The 19,097-nt window shown below is 44.9% G+C and carries 14 protein-coding genes; all 14 read right to left on the bottom strand.

What is annotated here, in order from left to right:
• Nucleotides 1–1,293 carry a histidinol dehydrogenase gene (gene hisD / locus K1I80_RS01815; RefSeq protein ID WP_223313083.1) on the bottom strand — a complete coding sequence of 431 codons (1,293 nt, stop codon included), beginning with the start codon at nucleotides 1,291–1,293 and terminating at the stop codon, nucleotides 1–3.
• A complete protein-coding gene (gene hisG / locus K1I80_RS01810; RefSeq protein WP_223338990.1) occupies nucleotides 1,290–1,934 on the bottom strand; it encodes an ATP phosphoribosyltransferase in 645 nt (214 codons plus the stop codon). The genes hisD and hisG overlap by 4 nt, the downstream gene beginning before the upstream one ends.
• On the bottom strand, nucleotides 1,931–2,920 hold the full coding sequence (locus tag K1I80_RS01805; RefSeq protein WP_223324235.1) for an ATP phosphoribosyltransferase regulatory subunit: 990 nt from the start codon (nucleotides 2,918–2,920) through the stop codon (nucleotides 1,931–1,933). Before K1I80_RS01805 ends, hisG begins: the two co-directional genes overlap by 4 nt.
• A gap of 55 nt (nucleotides 2,921–2,975) precedes the next feature.
• Entirely contained in the window at nucleotides 2,976–4,034 is a 1,059-nt protein-coding gene (gene hisC, locus K1I80_RS01800; RefSeq protein WP_223338988.1) for a histidinol-phosphate transaminase, read from the bottom strand.
• Nucleotides 4,035–4,507: 473 nt separating this feature from the next.
• Nucleotides 4,508–4,813: a DUF4298 domain-containing protein gene (locus K1I80_RS01795; protein ID WP_223311608.1), complete on the bottom strand. Its 306-nt coding sequence runs from the start codon at nucleotides 4,811–4,813 to the stop codon at nucleotides 4,508–4,510.
• 33 nt (nucleotides 4,814–4,846) lie between these two features.
• On the bottom strand, nucleotides 4,847–8,521 hold the full coding sequence (addA, locus tag K1I80_RS01790) for a helicase-exonuclease AddAB subunit AddA (RefSeq protein ID WP_223324232.1): 3,675 nt from the start codon (nucleotides 8,519–8,521) through the stop codon (nucleotides 4,847–4,849).
• Complete coding sequence (gene rexB, locus K1I80_RS01785) at nucleotides 8,518–11,799, bottom strand: ATP-dependent nuclease subunit B (protein WP_223313088.1); 3,282 nt, start codon at nucleotides 11,797–11,799, stop codon at nucleotides 8,518–8,520. The genes addA and rexB overlap by 4 nt, the downstream gene beginning before the upstream one ends.
• Nucleotides 11,800–12,001: 202 nt before the next feature.
• Entirely contained in the window at nucleotides 12,002–12,313 is a 312-nt protein-coding gene (locus K1I80_RS01780) for a hypothetical protein (protein ID WP_223313089.1), read from the bottom strand.
• Nucleotides 12,314–12,360: 47 nt separating this feature from the next.
• A complete protein-coding gene (locus K1I80_RS01775) occupies nucleotides 12,361–13,206 on the bottom strand; it encodes a DUF4300 family protein (RefSeq protein ID WP_223313090.1) in 846 nt (281 codons plus the stop codon).
• A 33-nt stretch (nucleotides 13,207–13,239) separates the two neighbouring features.
• Entirely contained in the window at nucleotides 13,240–13,782 is a 543-nt protein-coding gene (locus tag K1I80_RS01770) for a ClbS/DfsB family four-helix bundle protein (protein WP_223313091.1), read from the bottom strand.
• A 59-nt stretch (nucleotides 13,783–13,841) separates the two neighbouring features.
• The gene (locus tag K1I80_RS01765; RefSeq protein WP_223313092.1) at nucleotides 13,842–14,339 is read right to left on the bottom strand and encodes a hypothetical protein; all 498 of its coding nucleotides are present in this window, start codon (nucleotides 14,337–14,339) and stop codon (nucleotides 13,842–13,844) included.
• An 86-nt stretch (nucleotides 14,340–14,425) separates the two neighbouring features.
• Nucleotides 14,426–16,183 (bottom strand): glycoside hydrolase family 13 protein, encoded by a 1,758-nt coding sequence (locus K1I80_RS01760; protein WP_223313093.1) that lies wholly within the window; start codon nucleotides 16,181–16,183, stop codon nucleotides 14,426–14,428.
• Nucleotides 16,184–16,421: 238 nt separating this feature from the next.
• Nucleotides 16,422–17,300, bottom strand: coding sequence for an aminoglycoside phosphotransferase family protein (locus K1I80_RS01755; protein ID WP_223313094.1), 879 nt, complete (start codon nucleotides 17,298–17,300; stop codon nucleotides 16,422–16,424).
• Nucleotides 17,301–17,374: 74 nt separating this feature from the next.
• On the bottom strand, nucleotides 17,375–18,994 hold the full coding sequence (gggC, locus tag K1I80_RS01750) for a streptosactin export ABC transporter GggC (protein WP_223313095.1): 1,620 nt from the start codon (nucleotides 18,992–18,994) through the stop codon (nucleotides 17,375–17,377).
• Between the last annotated feature and the right edge of the window lie 103 nt (nucleotides 18,995–19,097).

The following is a 19,097-nucleotide window of genomic DNA, read 5'->3' as shown; positions in this document are numbered from 1 at the left end:
TTATTTTTCCTGTCTGCGGGCTTCGATGGCCTTAGCATGTCCCTGCAGGCCTTCTGCATAGGCCAGACTGGTAATATCCTTGTCAGCCGCCCCTACAGCAGCACGGCTGTACTGGGTGTACTGGATGCGCTTGATGAAGTCATATACTCCCAGAGCTGATGAAAAGCGGCTGGTGCTGGTAGTCGGCAAAACGTGATTGGCTCCCGCATAGTAGTCACCAATCGGCTCGCTGGTATAGTGTCCCAGAAAGACAGAGCCAGCATTTTCAACCTGATCTAGATAGCTGTAAGCATCGTCCATGGCAATTTCCAAATGCTCAGGTGCCACCTGATTCATAAGCTCAAACATGGCTTCCTTAGAAGGCGCAAGGATGATGCGGCCGTTATTCTCAATCGAAGCACGCGCGATTTCCTCTCGCGGCAGCTCTTTGAGCTGTCTGTCCAGCTCTGCTTCGACTTGGTCTGCCAGCTCCTCCGAGTCGGTCACCAGAATAGCCCGAGCCAGCTTGTCGTGCTCAGCTTGCGACAGGAGGTCAGCTGCCACATAGACGGGACTGGCTGAACGATCCGCAATGACCCCAATCTCCGAAGGCCCAGCAATCATGTCAATCCCCACGATGCCATAGACCATCTTCTTGGCCGTAGCCACAAAGATATTGCCCGGTCCAGTTATCTTATCCACCTTGGGAATGGTCTCAGTTCCATAAGCCAGGGCTGCTACGCCTTGGGCTCCGCCAATTTGGAAAATCCGATCCACACCAGCCAGCTTGGCAGCGACCAAAATCGCTGGGGTAAAGTGCTCTTGGGGCGGTGTAATCATGATGATTTCCTTGACACCAGCAATCTTGGCTGGAATAACATTCATGAGAACGGAGGATGGATAAGCTGCGGTGCCGCCAGGTACATAGGTGCCGACCCGCTCAATCGGCCTAATCAACTGACCACGGACAACGCCCTCACTGGGACTGTCCTCAAAACCAGTCTCCAACTGCTGGCGGTGGTAGGATTCGATATTGGCTTGGGCATGTTTCAAGGCGGCCAAGACCTCTGGATCAATCTCCTCAAAAGCCTGATCAATCAGCTCCTGCCCAATCTCAAAATCTGTCACCTCAACCTTGTCAAAGAGCATGGTATAGTCTCTTAAAGCTTGGTCACCGTCTTGTTTGACCGTTTCTATAATCTCAGCCACCGCTTCTTCCACATCTAAGTTCTGCTGACTAAGCTGCAGCTGCTCCTCGTATAAAATCCGTGAAATTTCTTCGTTACTTCCACTTAAACGCTTGATAATTGTCATTTAAAAGCCACCTCTCTTCTTCCTACTAGGGATTCAATGCTTGCCACAAAAGGCATGATATCTAGGTTATTTTTCAGGGAAGCCTGATTGGCAATGAGCCGGGCCGATACTCGGCAAATATCTTCAAAAACCCGCAGGCCGTTAGCTGATAGGGTATGCCCCGTCTCCACAATATCAACAATGGCATCCGCCAGACCCAGCACCGGTGAAATCTCCACACTTCCCTGGATAGAGATGATTTCCACATCTTCCCCCTTTTGATTAAAATAATCAGTCGCTACTGTTGGGTACTTGGTCGCAATCCGCTTGCGCTTGTGATCATGAGGTTCATAGCTGGGAACCGAGGCCAATGAGAATTTACAAAGGCCAAAGTTCAGATCCAGCAGCTCCAGATAGCCAGTCGGATGCTCAAAGAGAATATCCTTGCCGACAATGCCCAAATCAGCGACTCCATGGCGCACATAGGTTGTCACGTCAGGCCCTTTGACCAAGAGAAAGCGAAAACGACTGTCTGAACTTTCAAAAATCAAGCTGCGCCCCTTGTCTGCCATGAAGGACATATCAAAGCCAGCCTGGGTCAAGAGCTTGACCGTATCTTTCTCAATCCGCCCCTTGGTCAGGGCAATGGTAATCTGACTCATCTGCCATCACCTTCCTTTCCACCCTCGTCCGGTAGGTCATCATGAATGGCCTGATAGACACTGTCAATGTCTAGGGACCAGCCGATAGCTGTCAGCTCTGCTGCCCCGAAGCGCTTGAAAAGCTGATCATAGCGACCACCAGATAGAAAAGCATCTGGTACTCGGTCGCCAAAGACCTTGAAGGTCAGGCCGGTATAGTAAGGCATGGTTGCTACCTGCCCCAAGTCCATGGTCGTCTGATCCAGCAAGCCTGATAGACTCTGCAGAACCTGCTCCACATCATCTAGAGCCGTCAATATCTGCTCGTTGTCAACTATCTCTCTAGCTCTAGCTAAAACCTGTTGGCTAGGACCAAACAAATAGGGCAGCTCCTGCAAAAAATCATCAAATTCACTCGATCTGGTCTGGGTGAATTCAAAGAGTCCCATCCTATTTTTCTTGCGAATATAATCAAGCAGCTGGGCCTCCTCCTGCGAATCCAAGGCCAGACTCTCTAGGATGGTCTGCAGGATTGCTGCATGGGAAAACTCAAACTGATAAGACTTAACTTGCACCAAATCCAGCGACTGCTTGGCTGTCTTGATAGCCTCAAGCACCGCCTCGCGAGCTGGATGACCGATAATCTCAATACCAGCTTGGCTGAGCTCGTTAGCAAGACCGCGCAGCTCTTCTTGATAGTGAAAGACCTTGCCTGAATAAGAAAACTTGGTTGGCGTATGCACCCTGGTCGATGCAATAACCCGACCAATCTGGCTGGTTACATCTGGCCGTAGCACCAATAGCTCGCCTTTTTTATCGAAAAGATGATAATGATGGGGCTCCACATGGTCACTGAAGACCTCGAAGTGCTCCAAAGTCGGCGTGTCAATCCGATTGAAGCCCTGAGCCATCAGGAAATCACTGATGTCCCGCTCAATCTCGTAGGTCACACGCGCCCTCTTGAAAAGCTTGTCATGCATGCCAATCGGAAGGGTGATTTTATTCATAGGCTGCTTTCCTTTCTTACTCTATTCTTACATTGGTTGGCTCCGAGTCAAACTCTCAGCTGCTGCAAATTTCCTTGATAGCTGCCAGGACTGTTTCCATCTCCTCTCGCCGTCCGATAGAGATACGCAAAAAGTCTTTGATACGTTCTACTTTTGGAAAATACCGCACATAAATCCGACGCTCCTCTAGCTGCTGGAAAAGCTCTGCTGCAGAGATTCTAGTAGGCTGGGCTAGGACAAAGTTAGTCTGACTAGGCAGGACTTGGAAATCCAGCGCAGCCAATTCCCCAGCAAACCAATCTCGGGTCTCTTGAATGGCTCTGCCGGTCTCCAGATAATAATCCCAATCTTCAACAGCCGCAAGGGCTAAGCGCTCTGCTAACAGATCCACTGAGTAAGGATTGATGGAGTCCTTAACAGCTTTCATGACAGCTATTAAGTCTGAATGGCCAATGCCGTAGCCCACCCGCAGACCAGCCAAGGCCGCATCCTTGGAAAAGGTCCGCGTGATAAAGAGATTGGGATAAGTCTCTAGCAGAGGCAAGGCAGATTGACCGCCAAAGTGAATGTAGGCCTCGTCCACCACCACTACCACATCCTGATTGGACGCCAGAATTTCTTCCAACTGATCCAGCGGCAGATAAATCCCTGTCGGAGCATTAGGATTAGCTAGGATAATGCCGCCGTTGTCTCCAAAATAGTCGGACGGATGGACCTCAAAATCATCTGTCAGTGGGATTTCTCGAAAAGGCACATGGTAGAGGTCCGCCCAGACCTTGTAAAAACCATAGGTCAAATCCGGAAACAAGACCGACTCGCCGCTGTTAAAGAAAGCCAGGAAAGCCATGGACAAGATGTCGTCACTGCCGTTGCCAATAATGAGCTGATCGGGCGATACACCCAAGTTTGCTGCCAAAGCCTGACAGAGATCCGCCTGATCCAAACTGGAATACTTGCGCAACTCCTGAGCATCAAAGTTCTGCAGGGCCTCTGCCACCTTAGGACTCGGCCCATAAGCATTTTCATTGGTATTGAGCTTAATCATGTCTGGCTCATTGGGCTGTTGCCCCGCTACATAAGGATTGATCTGTCTGAGACCTTTTAGCTTCACCATCTTGCCACCTCTCTTTCACACACTAGCCATTATCTGACTCTGATTATCTTTTAAAACTTCTAATAAATGAAAAACGAAATTTACCGCTTTGCTAAAGGAAAATGGGGGAATCTTCTAGTTTAAATATAATAAAAAGCCCTCGCAAAAAAACTTTGCAAGGACGTTGACACGTGGTTCCACCTTTATTCGGACCCCAGTCGCCTGAGGACCCTCTGGGAGTACGAGACTCCAGATTGATAACGGCAATCAGCCGTCGGACACTAGTTTCAGACTGCTGACTGATTTCGCATCCGCACTCAAGAATGTGTCGTCTAAGGATTGCATGCCGTCTCACCATTAGGCACTCTCTGTTTCTTGTCTTAGACTTTTTCTCTCATCGCTTTCAATTTATTGTTGAATATTCTACATGAATTTTTATTAAAAAGCAAGAGGAAATTTGAAAAAAATTAAATATTTTTTTCTTTCTAAATGAATTAACGTTCTTTCAGCATAGAGCTGGACAAGTCCAACAGATTGATTGCTGTTTCAAAATGCTCCCCCATCAGATTATAGACAGCATCTTCACTTAAGACGCCGCACGCTATATTTTCAGGGAAATCCGGCCCATTCGAGAACTCTAAATCATCAAAAAATTCCTGACCAATATAGTAGTCCCTCAACTGGATATAATCTGACTGGCAGCGCTCCAGCTCAGCTAAAGCTTCCTGAGCACTTGCCAATACCTGAGAATATTTATTCAGGTGCTTTTCCATTTTTTGAATGCGTTCTAACTGTTCCACAGGCTTCCTTCCTTTCTGGACATGACAAACGAATCAGTCAACCTGAACCACCTGCAGCTGCTCACCGCCCAGCAGAATCAAATATTTTTCAATCTGCGAAATGCCATAAGAATGGCTGAGAGCTTGAGCATATAAGTCTAGCTGGCCATGGTAGCGAGCAATCAACTCAGACGAATCCTTGTATTTATCCGTCTTGTAGTCAAAGAGAATTATCCGATCTTCAAAAAGCAGGTAGCCATCCAAAATCCCCCGCAAAACAAATTCCTGACCACTAGCGTCATCCCTCTTGAGCATGGCAAATGGTGCTTCTCGACGAACTCTATCACTGTTCTCAATCAAGAGTCGCCCCAAATCCGTCTCGAAGAAAGATGCAATCTTAGGCAGCTGAATCTGCTTTTTGACCGCTTCATCGGCCTGAACCTGAGCCAAGGCAGAACGAAGTACAGCCATGCTGGGCCTGCTATCCAAAGGAATCCGCTGCATGAGTTCATGAACGGCACTGCCGACTTGCGCCCAAGTCACCGTGGCTTTTCTGCCAAAATCAGGCAACTCAAAGCTAGGCTGAGGCCGAAAAGCTGCTCGCTCATCCATGATATCCAGACCATCCGTATCCATGATTGGCTCATAAAACTTCTTAATCTGGCTTGGAGTTCGTACACTAGGCAGCTCAATGGCAGATCGGTACTGGCTATTCAGCCGGTCCACGCTTTCTAAAATATCCAGAGCCCGACGGATATCATCCGACTGACGATTATCTGCCAAATCATCCGCTGGAAAGAGCACAGGCTCATTAATTCGCCCTATCTCTTCAGCAGTTAGCTCTTCATCAGTGACAAAACGGGTCTCGTAGGCAAGATTCTCATCGGAAAAAACAGCCTGAATGGCATAGAGCCAGTCTTGGAAATTACTGAGTTGGCTGCGCATACTGGCAGACAAACGCCCTTGCTGGCTCTTGCCCCACTGACGCTTGTCCAAGGCCTCTTGACTGCCCTTGCCGACCAGATAAAGCTTGGTTTCAGCCCGCGTCATAGCCACATAAAGCAAGCGCATCTGCTCAGACAGACTAGCCAACTGCAGCTCCGCTAGATTCTGCTGATAAGGCAGCGTATCCATAGAAATGCGCAGCTGATTCGGCGCATAGGGGTCTTCCACAGACACTGATACATCCGCTACATACTTGATGCCGATTCCCTTGGCTCGGCTAAGGATAATAGCAGAGCTGCTATCCTGACGGTTGAAAGCCTTGTCCATATTGAGCAGAAAGACATATTTGAACTCCAGCCCCTTACTCTTGTGAATGGTCATGAGACGAACGGCGTCCTTAGGCACCGCCACTGGCACACTGGCCAGATCATGCTGATTTTCCAAGATACGGTCAATCATCCCGATAAAGCGAGACAGGCCTTTAAAGCTAGACTTTTCATACTCATTGGCCCGCAAAGAGAGGGCATAGAGATTGGCCTGTCTCTGGGCACCATTGGCCAGAGTCCCCACCATGTCATAGTAGAAACGATCCTGATAGATCTTCCAAATCAAATCATACAGGGAATGTGTCTTGGAATAGGTCCGCCAGCCTTGCAGAGTCTCATGGAAATACTGCAGCTTTTTCTGCAGTTCCTGGGTGACTAAAGCAGGGTTCAAACCTCTTCCTTCAAGGGCATTGAGCAATTTTTCATAAAGATTTTCTTGAGAACGCTCTTGACTGGCCTGCAGGGACAGCCGAGCCAGCTCGTCCTCACCAAAGTCAAACATAGGAGACTTGAGAAGGGCGGTCAGGGCATAGTCATTCAGAGGATTATTGATGGTCCGCAGGGTGTCTAGCATGACCAATACCTCTACTGACTGCAGATAGTTTGCGGCGCCATCATCTGGTACCAGCGGAATCTGGTGCTGCTCAAAGGCAGCTAAAATCAAATCATTGCGGGTTCTGGATGCTGTCAGCAGCGTAATATCTTTAAAAGCCACTCCTTCTTCATTGTGCAGGCGGATGATTTCCTTGATGACTAGGTCCACTTCCCCAGCTGATACTGCCTGTGGCAAGCCTTCATCAGCCTCCTCTTCCGGACTCTCCTTGGAGCCTTCATAGATTAAGAAGGAAGCGCGATTAGCTGGATTAGGCTCGCGTTTGGCAGGATTTCCAGCCACCAGATAGTGGGTTTCATTGTAGTCAATTTCCCCAACTTCTTCATCCATCAGGCGTTTGAAAACATCATTGGTCGCTTCCAGCACCTCAAGATGACTACGGAAATTTTCCTTAAGGACAATCAGCTTGCCCTGACTACTATCCTCTTGATAAGCCTTAAACTTATCACTGAAAATCTGCGGATCCGCTTGACGGAAGCGGTAGATAGACTGCTTGATATCGCCCACCATAAAGCGATTTTGCCCTCTGGAAAGCAAGTCCAGCATGCGCTCCTGCGTATGGTTGGTATCCTGATACTCATCCACCATGACCTCATGGTAGCGTTCCTGATAAAAGCGACGCACCTCTGGAAAAATCTCTAAAATCTCAATAGCAAAATGGCTGATGTCACCAAATTCAAAGGCATTTTCTGCTTTCTTTCGCTCCAGGTAAGCCTGTGCAAAGTCCGCCACAAAATCCCGCAGAAGCTCAACCAGAGGCAGACATTCATCCTGATGCTGCTCAATAAAGTCCAGCTGATAAAGCTGCTGGTCAAAGCTTCGTAGCCGCTCAATCATAGGCTTCCTTGCTTCATTGTAGTCCTTGGCCATTTCTTTTTTGAGCTCATCTGCATTCTTGCCAACCCGAGCTGTAAAGGCTTGGCCATTGGACAGTTGGGAAAGGGCCACGATCTGTTTGAGAATCTGAGCTGTTTCTTCTATCGAGGACAGTTCATTCAGCCCTGCTAAGGCGGTCAGAGCGTCTTGGACATTCTCCTGATACTTGGCGCCCACAAACTCTCTTCCTTCATGCTCCAGATGGGCAGAAAAGAAAGTTTCCAGCTCCCAAAGGGATGATTTGATTTGACCAAATATCCTCTCTCTCTCTGCCGCAAAATCACTGTGCTCATAGCCATAGAGGAAGGTTTCTTCCAGCCAGCGCTGAGGGCTGCTGGTTGACTGAAGAAAACTGTAAATCCGATAAACTTGCTCCCGGAAGCCTGATAAATCCTTGCGCTTACCAGTAAAATTCTTAACCAAACAGCTAAACAAAGCCTGACGCTCGCTGTCATAGTAACGGTCAAACACTTGGCTGAAAACTTCATTTTGCAGAATCAGCTGCTCACTGGCAGACTGGAGAATCCGAAAATTCGGTGCCAAACCAAGCAGGTAACCATAGCGACTCAGTACTTTCTGGGTAAAGGCGTCCATAGTGCCGATGTCAGCATTGGGCAGATCAGCTAATTGCTGGGCTAGATGTTGCTTAAGTTCAGGACTCTCGGCCTCTTTCAAGGCCTGCCCCAGCTCCTTCTCCAACCTCTCTTTTAGCTCGCCTGCTGCCTTGACGGTAAATGTTGAGATAAAGAGCTGGCTGACAGCAACACCTCTAAGAATCTGGTCGATAATCCGCTGGACCATGACAAAAGTCTTACCCGAGCCGGCCGAAGCGGAAACCAGAATATTCTGGCCAGAGGAGTAGATGGCCTCAATCTGCTCTGCCGTCTTTTTCTGTGGCTTGTCCGAAGCAGCTTCTTGGGCTTGCTTAAGAGCAATCTCTTCTGCAGTTAAAAAAGGAATTCTCTTCATTTTTCCATCTCCTCCCTCATCTTTTCTAGCCAGGCCTGGCGCAACTTCTCACCAGTCGGCCGCCTATCAAACTTGCTTGCATCCAGCTTTTCTAATTGGCGTGCCTGTCCCAAGTGTAGATTGGCTTCAAAGCCAGTAATGGCCTTAAACTGCTCCACATAAGGTGCAATGCTGCGCCCATTCTCTGTATAAGGATTGACTGCAAAGTGGCCTGATAGAATGCCTTCTGCAGCTTTTTTGTAGAGATAAGCATTGTAGGTCAGGAGCAAGTCCAAGTCTCCCTGACTCAGCAAGTTGGTCTTATTTTTTTCATAGAGCGGACCAAGCTCCTTGACAGCATCAGCCACAAATAGCCCCTTGTACTGGAGTGGCTTCATAGACTGATTGACTGCATCCGCCAAGGTCTTGGTATCTTTAAGCGCCACAATCGGATCGGTCATCTGCAAATACATGGCACCAAATGTTCCCTTATCCTCTTGATAGTCTGCTAACTCTTCAATCGCTGCCAGATAGGTCGGCAGCTGAGAATTCAGTCCATTAAAGAACTTTTCAAAGCTGAACTTAATATCGCCAGACTTATAGTCCACCACTCCCAGACTCTCGGTCTTGGTCAAACGGTCAATTCGGTCCACCTTACCTCTCACGGTCACTGCTCTGCCATTTTCCAAGGTCAGGAAAGGCTTAGAAGCTGAGCCAAAGCCAGTCTCCTCACCAATGGTCTCAATCCCAGTTGGATGAGCCAGCACCCGGCCGGTTGCCCTCGCCGTATCTAGCAAGAGTTGGCGCGCAAAACGGGTCTGACCTGACTCACTGTAGATACTCTCAAACTCGGCCTCTCGGCTGGTCTCTTCCATAGCCCGCGCTAAACGCCGGTCAAAATCAGCTGACGAATCATCCTGCAGGACCTTTTCAAAGATCCGGTGAAGGAAAATCCCATGACTGCGAGCATCTGGATGAATGGTCCACTCTTCCTGTAGGCGCAGAACATACTTGAGAAAATAAGCATACTGATGCCGGAAATACTCGTTTAAAGCTGACGCCGAAAGTCGGAGGGGTTGATCTTTTGGATAAAGGGCTTGCAGAGTTTCCGGCTGCAGAGACTCCGTTTTCAGTTCTTTGCTGATTTGCGGAATGCTGATGCCTTCTGCTGCCAATTTCTTGCGGAGAACCCGCACAGCCACCGCCCAAAAAGTCTGCTCCTCTGCTGTCCACTCTCGGTCAATCTCCTCTTGGTGGAGCTCGATGATTTGAGACAAGAGAGCTCGATAGCTACCAATATCATCACTGGAAGCCTGAGGCTTTTTGACAATGATGGGCAAGGAAAGTGGAGCGGCAGTCAATTCCAGTAGATAGGTCGACATGCTGTCCTCTACTTCATTGACCAAGGCTGGCGCAGACAAGACCAGCTCTTTGGTAGCAGAATTCATCAGCGACAGAGCTGTATAGCGATTCTTCTTGAGATTTTCTGAGCTGGCAATCTGCAGTTCCGCCTGAGAATCCGTTGCGTCATTGAGTCGAGCCCGGTCTTCGTCACTGAGCAAACTCTTGTTTTGTGCGATTTTCGGGAAACGCTCCTGAGTCAGTCCAATCGCATAGACGTAAGGAGCTGCTAAAGGCTCTATCAGGTCATAAGACTGGACCTTGAGCACATCTACTGTCGCCGGCACCATCCGATAGTTTGACAAAAGCATACCTGAGAGGATCAAGGCTAGAAAATCATCCAGTTTGACCTTGCTATCTGCAAAGACTTGAGCAAACTGCTCTAAGACATGGCTGAAAGCCTTCCAGACTTCCTCGTGACGCTCCTGCTCCTGCTGACTTTCTCCCTGCAGCAGAACTGTCAAATTATCAGACAAGCGGGCTGCTTGGACGAACTCTGTGAACTTAGCCAAGAGCCCTGACGCCGTCTGACTGCGGGATTTGAAAAAGTCTTGCAGCGGAGTCATGACTCGGCGACGAATATGATTGAGACAGTCTAGGTCAAATTTCCCTTGGCTATTGGCCGTGAAATCCTTGGCTAGCTTGCCTGCCCCCTTAATGTCCGCAAAGCGCAGATATTGCTCAAAATGATCCAGCTCTTCTTGAGTCAAATCGCCATAGAGCCCCGTCTTTAAGAGATTGAGCAGGTCTTCCAGTTGGAAGTTATAGCTCTTGAGCCGCTCCAAGGACTCGACAAACTGGACCAGCGGATGCTGAGCCATTGACTCGCTCCGCCCCAGATAGTAGGGAATCTGATATTGGTCAAAGATGGTCTTGAGCTGAAGCTGGTAGGCTTCCACATCTCCCAAAAGCAGACGAATATCCTTATAGCGCACACCTTCATGAACCCGCTGCCGGATGGACTTAGCCACATACTCTAGCTCTTCTTTCTGGTTCATAGTAGCCCAAATCTGAAGCTGTGACCGGTCTGACTCACTAACTTCAACAGCTGGCTCTGAAAAGTCATAGCGACTCTCCAAGACCTTGGAAATCCGTCCAAAGGCATCTTCTGCTTCTGCATGAGAGATATAGTCAGGCTTGACTTGATAGTCCTCGGCTAGCTTTCTCAAAAAATCCACGCTGGCCTGATAGAGATTGCCTTCACGAAAGGCTGCTCGATAGGCCTTTTGGCTGGCATAGGTCCCAATGACAATCTCCACACCTTTTCGATGCAGGAGACTGACCAGGTATTCCTCTTCGGCAGAAAAACGAGTAAAGCCATCAATGACCAGGGCCAAATTCTCCAACTCCTCATCCGTATCACCAGCCAGAATATGCTGGGCAAAAGCAGCAATCTGAGAAGACGAATCAAAATCGCCCTTATTCAGAGCAGCAGTCACCGCTGTAAAAATCTTGACCAGATCCTCCCGCTTCTCAGGCTCCTCGAGAAATTCCAGATCCGCAAAGGACATCTGGGCAGTCTGCAGTTCATGATAAAGATCCATCAATTGCTGGATAAACTGGGCATCCTTCTTAATCCGGCCATAGACCTTAAGCTCTCCATCATCCAGCTCTGTCAAGGTCCGATAAATCAGCATTCCCAGACCAATATCGTCCAAACTCTGCCCTTGCCGAACATCATTGAGGACAAAATATCGAGCCATCTGGGCAAAGCGCGTCACTGTAATGGCAAAGGAAGCCTTGTTCTCTAGGCACTCCAAAACCGCCCGCTCCTTCTCAAAAGAAAGCGAATTAGGCGCAATATAAAAGACTCGCTTACCAGCCGCCACCAAGCTCTCAGCCTCAGCCACTAAAACCTTGGTCAAAGAATGGCGAATATCTGTATAAAGTAATTTCATAGCCTGCCTTTTCCTCTAGAAAATATAGGAACATTATACCATTTTTAACGATAATTCTCATGGAGAATAGTCCCAAAGCCCAATTAGAAACCATCATCCAAAAATAGCGTTAGCGACCGGCCTTGTCATGCCAAAAAAACAAATGAAAAAGCCACTGCTTCCAGTGACTTTCTAAGGCTCTCATTTTTTTCAAAGTAGGAGTTCATCTGATTTTATGCTTATTCATCTTTTCTTCAAAAATGCTTGTCATAATCACGCGCAATTCTTCTCTTTCGTTGTCAGGAAGTTCGCCTTGCTGCTTAGCGACAGCGTATAGCTGAGGATATTGCTTAGCAACTCGCTCAACCGTCTTGGTCGTCGCATGCCCTCTCACGAAGAAAGGAATTCTCTTAATCCACTCTTGGGGCACGAGTGCCAGAATCTTTTTGGCAGCTTCCTTATCGGATATTTCTGCAGTGCTGAGCCCTTGATTGATCTGCTCTTGCTCTTTTTCTGTAAAATCTTTTAATTCCATACGCTACAATCTCCCAGTTCTCTTTTCTTAATGCTAACTAAAGCACACTACTTACCCTCTACCCACTTATCATTGTCCATGATAAAGGGCTTGGCCAAACCTTCCCCTGTGTAGTCTTTATATTTGGTCTGCAAGTATTTGTAGACATCTTCCTTGGTCGCAAACTTGATAGCCTGGTAAGGCTCTTCAAAGGTCAGCTTTTCGACAAATAAATATCCGTCTTTATCTGGAACCAAGACGCCGACATGCCCTACAAAGAGAGAATCGCCATCAAGATTGTCGTGGACAATGACTGAAAGCATCCGTGCTTTTTCGCTAAACTTGAACTTTTTGAAGTATTCCTCCATCTTCTTAGCATGGACTTTGACATCTTGAGTCGCTTCAGTTTTGACTCTTGAAAACAGGATATTAAATTCTTCCTTATCCTTGGCATCAAAGAGCTTGCCCTTGTCAATCGAATCATTATCTATGAACAAGAGTTCGTCATCTTTTTCGATTTGAGGGATTTCGATGCTATTTTTCAGCAAAGTATAAGTATTAATCCGACAATTTGTTCCGATAAAATCGCCCTTTTTTGCCTGCCATAGAGGATTGATTTTTTCTACGTCATATTCAGTTTTGGTAAACTTAGTGAAATCGCCCCTTAATCCAGTAGAACCAACAAGTCCATTGTAGTCATTGACTAGATTGACAAAGTTATCGACACTGTCTTTATCCAAGTTGGCAGCCAACAAACTCTTAACTTCTTCGACACTCTTTTTACTGTTTAGATTTGAATAAGTCGATGTAGTTTGACTTGTTTCTTTATTTTTCTGCGAACTGGCGCATGCCGCCAGTCCAAAAGTCAAAGCCAGGCAGGCGCAGGACATGATTATTTTGCTGTATTTCTTCATTCTTATTTCTCTCTAATTCTTGTCTTCTACAGACTATTTTGCTTTACAATTTTTTTGATGAGCCTTCAATTTTTTCATGGCCCAGTCATAATGGCTGGAAGTAGCACTTACAAAATAGGAACCTAGTACGGTCCCTCCGACCCATTTATATACGTCTTTTGAAAATAATTCTTCATTTGTAAATGTGTCAGCTAAGTCCAAAACATCTTGACGGGACTGATGAAAGATCTCTGTTGCCTCTTCAAGAGAAGTATTCTGATGCTTCTTCCAAAATTCCAGATTCAACTCTCCATAAGTCTTCCAGTTGTAGGGCGCAGGAAGAAAGGGCTGCTCTTGACCCTTTTGATTGGAATGCACCCAATTCAACAAGAGCTGATGCCATTCATAGAGGTGAATCAAAACATCTCTTACATTTTTATCTCGCCTCCAATGGGCCTCCTTCTTCTTTTCATCCCGAGAAAAATCAAAAGGCGTATTTAACTCTTGATCAGACAATTTGGAAATGAGAGTTTGTAACTTCTCAAAGTTTTCCTTGGCAGCTAGCATCAAATCTTCTTTAGTTTTCGGTCTAGGCATAAGATTGCACTCCTTTGCAACTTTCAGCTCTTGGAAATCGTTTTGCAAATCATCAGCGTTTATAGGATTTTCTCAATTTTCTTTGCAATTTTACTCTTTTTCAATTTCCTATTTCTGATGTATCTCCATAAAACAGCAAGATTCAAGCTGTATGACAATTGCAATAGATAGTAATTTACCCACTCTATAAGAGCAAACATCCAAATCGAAAAAGAAATGATAAACGAGGAAAATTCTCCATGATTCAATAATATCACAAAAATTCCCGTAGCTAGTAAAATAAAATCCAATTTCTTCAATATCTTGTAAATTTGTCCTGTATACTTTTCAGCAAATCCTGGATTGGAAATCCTCTTGATTAAAATCAACCAAAAAACGGAACCCTGTATCAAGATAAAAGTTAGGAGAAACAAGGAGAAGGAAATAGAAATGAAGGCTTTAGTAGTAAGAATCCACTTTTTAAGCAGAAAAAAATTCATCCAAAATACTAAAACAGCGACCAACTCCCCACTAGCTAGATTAATCAACTTTTTCTTCAGAAGTCCTTTTGATTTCATCTTACACCACCATGAAAAAATTCTAACACTTTTAAAGAAGGAATTTTTAAGACCTTGTTTGTTCGGATTCCTTTATTTCTATTCCATTACTTTTTAGACTCATCACAATAAACTACAAATCCCTTTGGTAAGATGACAAGTTGTTGGTCATCAGTTTGGCAATGACTCACTAAATCAGCTGAATCTCTGTCTAACAGATAATTCTCATTCGACTGATTAAAAATGGCTCGGATTACTTGACGATCATGTTGCCATTCTAAAGCCAGTACATCAGGTTCGATTTCTTCTAGACTATATTTCCCATGCTGAATAATATCCGCAATATCTTTGCGAAGCTGAATCAAGTTCTTCATAAAATTGAGCATGTCATTGCTATCAGACACCCGGTCCCAAGGCATGACCCGTCTACAATCCGGGTCCATACCTCCATCCAATTCTAGCTCGGTTCCATAATAGATACAAGGCGTTCCCCTTTGTAAAAAGAGAAAGGCAAGTGCGGATTTGACCAGCTGGATATCACCTTGAGCTGTCGCCAAAATGCGCTCCGTATCATGCGAATCCAAGAGATTGAACATGACCTCAGAAATTTGCTGCTTGTAGTACATGGACTGGCTGTTAATCTCAGCTATAAATTGACTGGTCTTCTTGCTCCTGCTCAAAAAGTAGTCCTTGATACTATCGGATAGTGGATAGTTCATGACAGCGTGAAACTCGTCGCCATTGAGCCAAGGCTGAGAGGTATGCCAAACTTCTCCAAGAATATAAAGGTCAGGCTTTTTGGCCAAAACTGCCTTGCGAAAATCTCGCCAAAATTGATGATCAACCTCATTGGCTACATCCAGTCGCCAAGCATCAATGTCAAAATGTTCAATCCAATAGGTCGCAATGCTTAAGAGATAGTCTTTCACCTCAGGATTTGCCGTGTTTAACTTAGGCATATAGCTGGCAAAGGCAAAGGTATGATAAGGCAGTTCTTTTGGATTCACAAGCTTATCATTCGTCACTGGGAACTCTTGAATGTGGAACCAGTCTTTATATGCTGACTTTTCACCATGCTTGAGAACATCCTGCCATTGAGAAGATTGATCACCCATATGATTGAAAACCGCGTCCAGCATGACCTTCATGCCACGCAGGTGAGCCTGCTCCACCAGTTGACGGAAGGTTTCCTTGTCTCCAAAGTGTCGATCAATTTCAAAGTAATCTGTCGTATTGTACTTGTGATTGCTTGGCGATTCAAAGATGGGACAAAGGTAAAGCCCTGTAATCCCTAGGTCTTGCAAATAATCCAGATGGTCAATAATCCCCTGTAAATCCCCACCAAAGAAATCACTGCTTTTAGGTGTGATAGACGAATCCCAATCTAGAGCTCTCTCTGGTGAAAGTTCAACATTTCCATTGGCAAAACGTTCAGGAAAAATCTGATACCAGACCGTTTTTGAAACCCAGTCAGGAACCTTGCAGCCATCGATTTCGTGAATATAAGGGAGTTTAAAACCATTGCCCTCTAAAGCAAGATTTTCTGGACTATTGTCAGCGAAGCCTTTATCTCCATATAAGATGCTTTGACCTTTTTTATCCTCAAGCTCAAACAGATATTGGAGCCTAGCAAAGCGCACAGAGACAACAACTTGCCAATAATCAAATAAGGCATCAGAGGTCACCTTGACCATCTCTTTCACATCTTCATAAGAATCCTCAAGAAAAATAAAGGGATCGCCATAGTGCAAAACGATTTTCTCTACATCATCTTTCTTAGTCCTAATTCTGATATGCACTTGACCTTCTTTATAAAGGTAGGCATACTCCGACTCCGGTCTGTGATAAATGGCTGTTAATTCCATACTTTTCATCTCCTAGATTTCTCTTTTTAAACTCATTGCAGCTTTATGCAAACGATTCCATAGCCTAGCCCTAGTATACTATTTTAAAAAAATGATTGCAAGCCATTGTTTAAGTTTGGGAATAGGAAGTATAGCAGAGAATATTAAAAAGCCTTGAGGACAAGGCTTAATAGTAGTTTCAATTTTGAGATTTCATTGTATTCTATTCTTTTTCCAAATTGATATTCAAACGCTTAAATTATTCAGTATTATTCTTGTTCATATACCAACTTGGGACTAGTCGGTTCATATCATCATACCATTCTAAAATTTCCTTAGCTTGATTTTGCATTACTGATACTTCTTCATCTCCATAAGGAATAGCCCATGGAAGAGCTCCAATTAAGTTACTTAGAATGTAGACGGCAAGAAGTTTCCAAAATAAATCTGGAACCTTGTCGTCAAAATATCCATCTATCATACCTGATGCAAAGGAGGGAGATACTTGAGCTGACCACACAATACGATTGAACTCCTCCCAAGGATCTCCAAAGTCAAAACGATCAAAGTCAATCACATAAATCTCACGATCTTCTCCAATCATGAAATTTCCAATATGATAATCACCATGTTGGAAAACTTGGGGTCTATTCTCTAGCAGTTCACGGTTTTCGTTCAAAAAATCAATGAAGACCTGCCCACTTTCATATTGGACGGGACATTCTTTGTATTTGGAGATTTTATTATCAATTTTTCTATTAAAAAATATTTCCCAGTCTTCACAAACTTCTGTAGCAGGAATTGTATGAATCTTTCTAAGCATTCTTCCTGCTTCTATCCCGTAAGTGCATTGTTGTTTTTCTGAATAAGTTAAAATGGTATCTATTGCATCTTTTCCGTCTATCCACTCGTGTATAGAATGCACTTCGTCACCGCAGAGTTCAAATTTAATCGGTTTACACATACGAACTCCAAGAGAAGCAATTTTCTCCATTATATCAAATTCAATTTTCTTAGAATCTAACTTTTCTTTATCAGAAACACGCAATAAATATTTTTGATGGTTCTGGTTTGTAACACAATATTTTTTATCATCTGACCAGCCTTTATTTATGGCTATCTTACTAATAAAATCCATCAATAACTCCTCGATTAACTTTACAACACTATTATATAGTTCAAACTCTAATTCAATACAATCGCTTTATTTTTTTAGCTTTTAAAATTATTCAGTCGTTCATCAAGTTCTTCAATATAATCTTCATTTGACATTTTTGTACCGATATTTTCAGATCTCTCCAATTTTATCACCTTATCATAGCACTTCAAGTCCTCTTCGCTATAGTGATGAATCACTTCTACGATTGCTTGTGGGAGTGAGAAGAGAAGCTGACTGATTTTCTCTTGATTTTTAAGATCCAGATTGGCCTTGACTTCATCAGCCAGGATAAATTGACGATTGTGATAGAGAGCTCGAGCAATTTCTAGCCGCTGCTTCTCACCGCCTGACAGGGTTTGATTGTTGGGTATTTTGCCTTGGAGAGCTTTCAAACCGGTTTGCTGCAGAATCTCCTCCATCCTTACGGAATCCAATTCTTGTCCCAAAGCAATATTTTCCTCTAGTGTCAATCCATCAAAGACATGACTAGACTGGAGAATGTAGGCTCCTGCCTGATAGAGTTCATCCGAGCTTAGCTCTTGTCCATGGTAGCGAATCTGACCTTGACTAGGCTTGATTTCACCATAGATGAGGTTCAGTAAGGTTGTTTTCCCAGACCCACTTTCTCCGATAATGGCAATCTTTTCCCCTTCTTCAATGGTAAGATCGCAAGGGGCTAGGATTTCTCGACCATCACGCTCTACGCTAACTTGCTCTAGCTGGATAGGAAAGACAGAACCTTCAAGAACAGAAGGCATCGTCAACTCCTCTCCCAGCAATTTTTGATACTTATCACAGAGAGACTTTGCTGACTTCCTGGTATTGATAAAGTAAGATAGCTCCTGAAATTGGTAGCCGATATTATGCGATACTAGGTAAATCCCAACAAAGCTGGCTGCAGATAGGTAGTTGTAATAGGTCATGAAACCACCAATCACAATCGGCGCAACCGAGCAAAAGGCATCAATCCCATTGATAAAGAGACTGTTTAAAGTCCGTTGCTTTTCATAGGCGACTTCTTGCTCTAAAGCCTTGTGTAAATCTTTGGAAAACAGTTTGTAAAATAAGCTTTGTCCCCGATAATGCCGTATGGAACGAGCACCCGCAATCATATTGGTCACTTGAGAGACGTAGCTCTGGTTAGCCATGGACTTATGCTCAGAAATCGTATCCAAACGTTTGGAACCAATCCCACTACAAAGAACCGGTATCGAATAAAAAATGATAAAGAGCAAGCCGAGATAAAAATTTGTCCAGAGAGCATAGCAGATGGAGACGGTTGTAAATCCCAAAGAAGAAATGATAATAACAGTCGGCTCAATATAGTTATCTTCTAGCTGTTTCACATCATTTTCCAGGTCGGACAAAACCTCTTCATCCGCTATCCGACGGCTATATAAGAAAGTCTGAAAGATAGCCTGCTTAATGCCCGACTTGAAGTCCGTCAGCACTCGTGCATAGAAATAGCGTTTCCCTGCCAAACCCAGCAAGAGAATCAAATTCCCCACAATCCCCCAAGTCAAGACCTGCCACAACAAATGCAACTGGTGATTGGTAAAACTAGAGACAATATACTGAATCAAAGCTGGTGTAATAACAGCCTCCAACCAAGTAATCATAATCGCCACAAAATAGAAGAATAAATACTTTTTAGTTACATAAGATCTAAGCATAGCGTATAAACCTCCTGAAGTTATTTACCAACTTAGATGGTCGTTTTTTTCTCTAGACGGGGACATAATAGGAAACTGAATATTTGAATGAAACCATTAAACG

Origin of the sequence: Streptococcus sanguinis, assembly GCF_019929225.1 — a bacterium.
GTDB lineage: Bacteria > Bacillota > Bacilli > Lactobacillales > Streptococcaceae > Streptococcus > Streptococcus sanguinis_J.
This window is presented reverse-complemented; position numbering and strand designations above follow the sequence as displayed.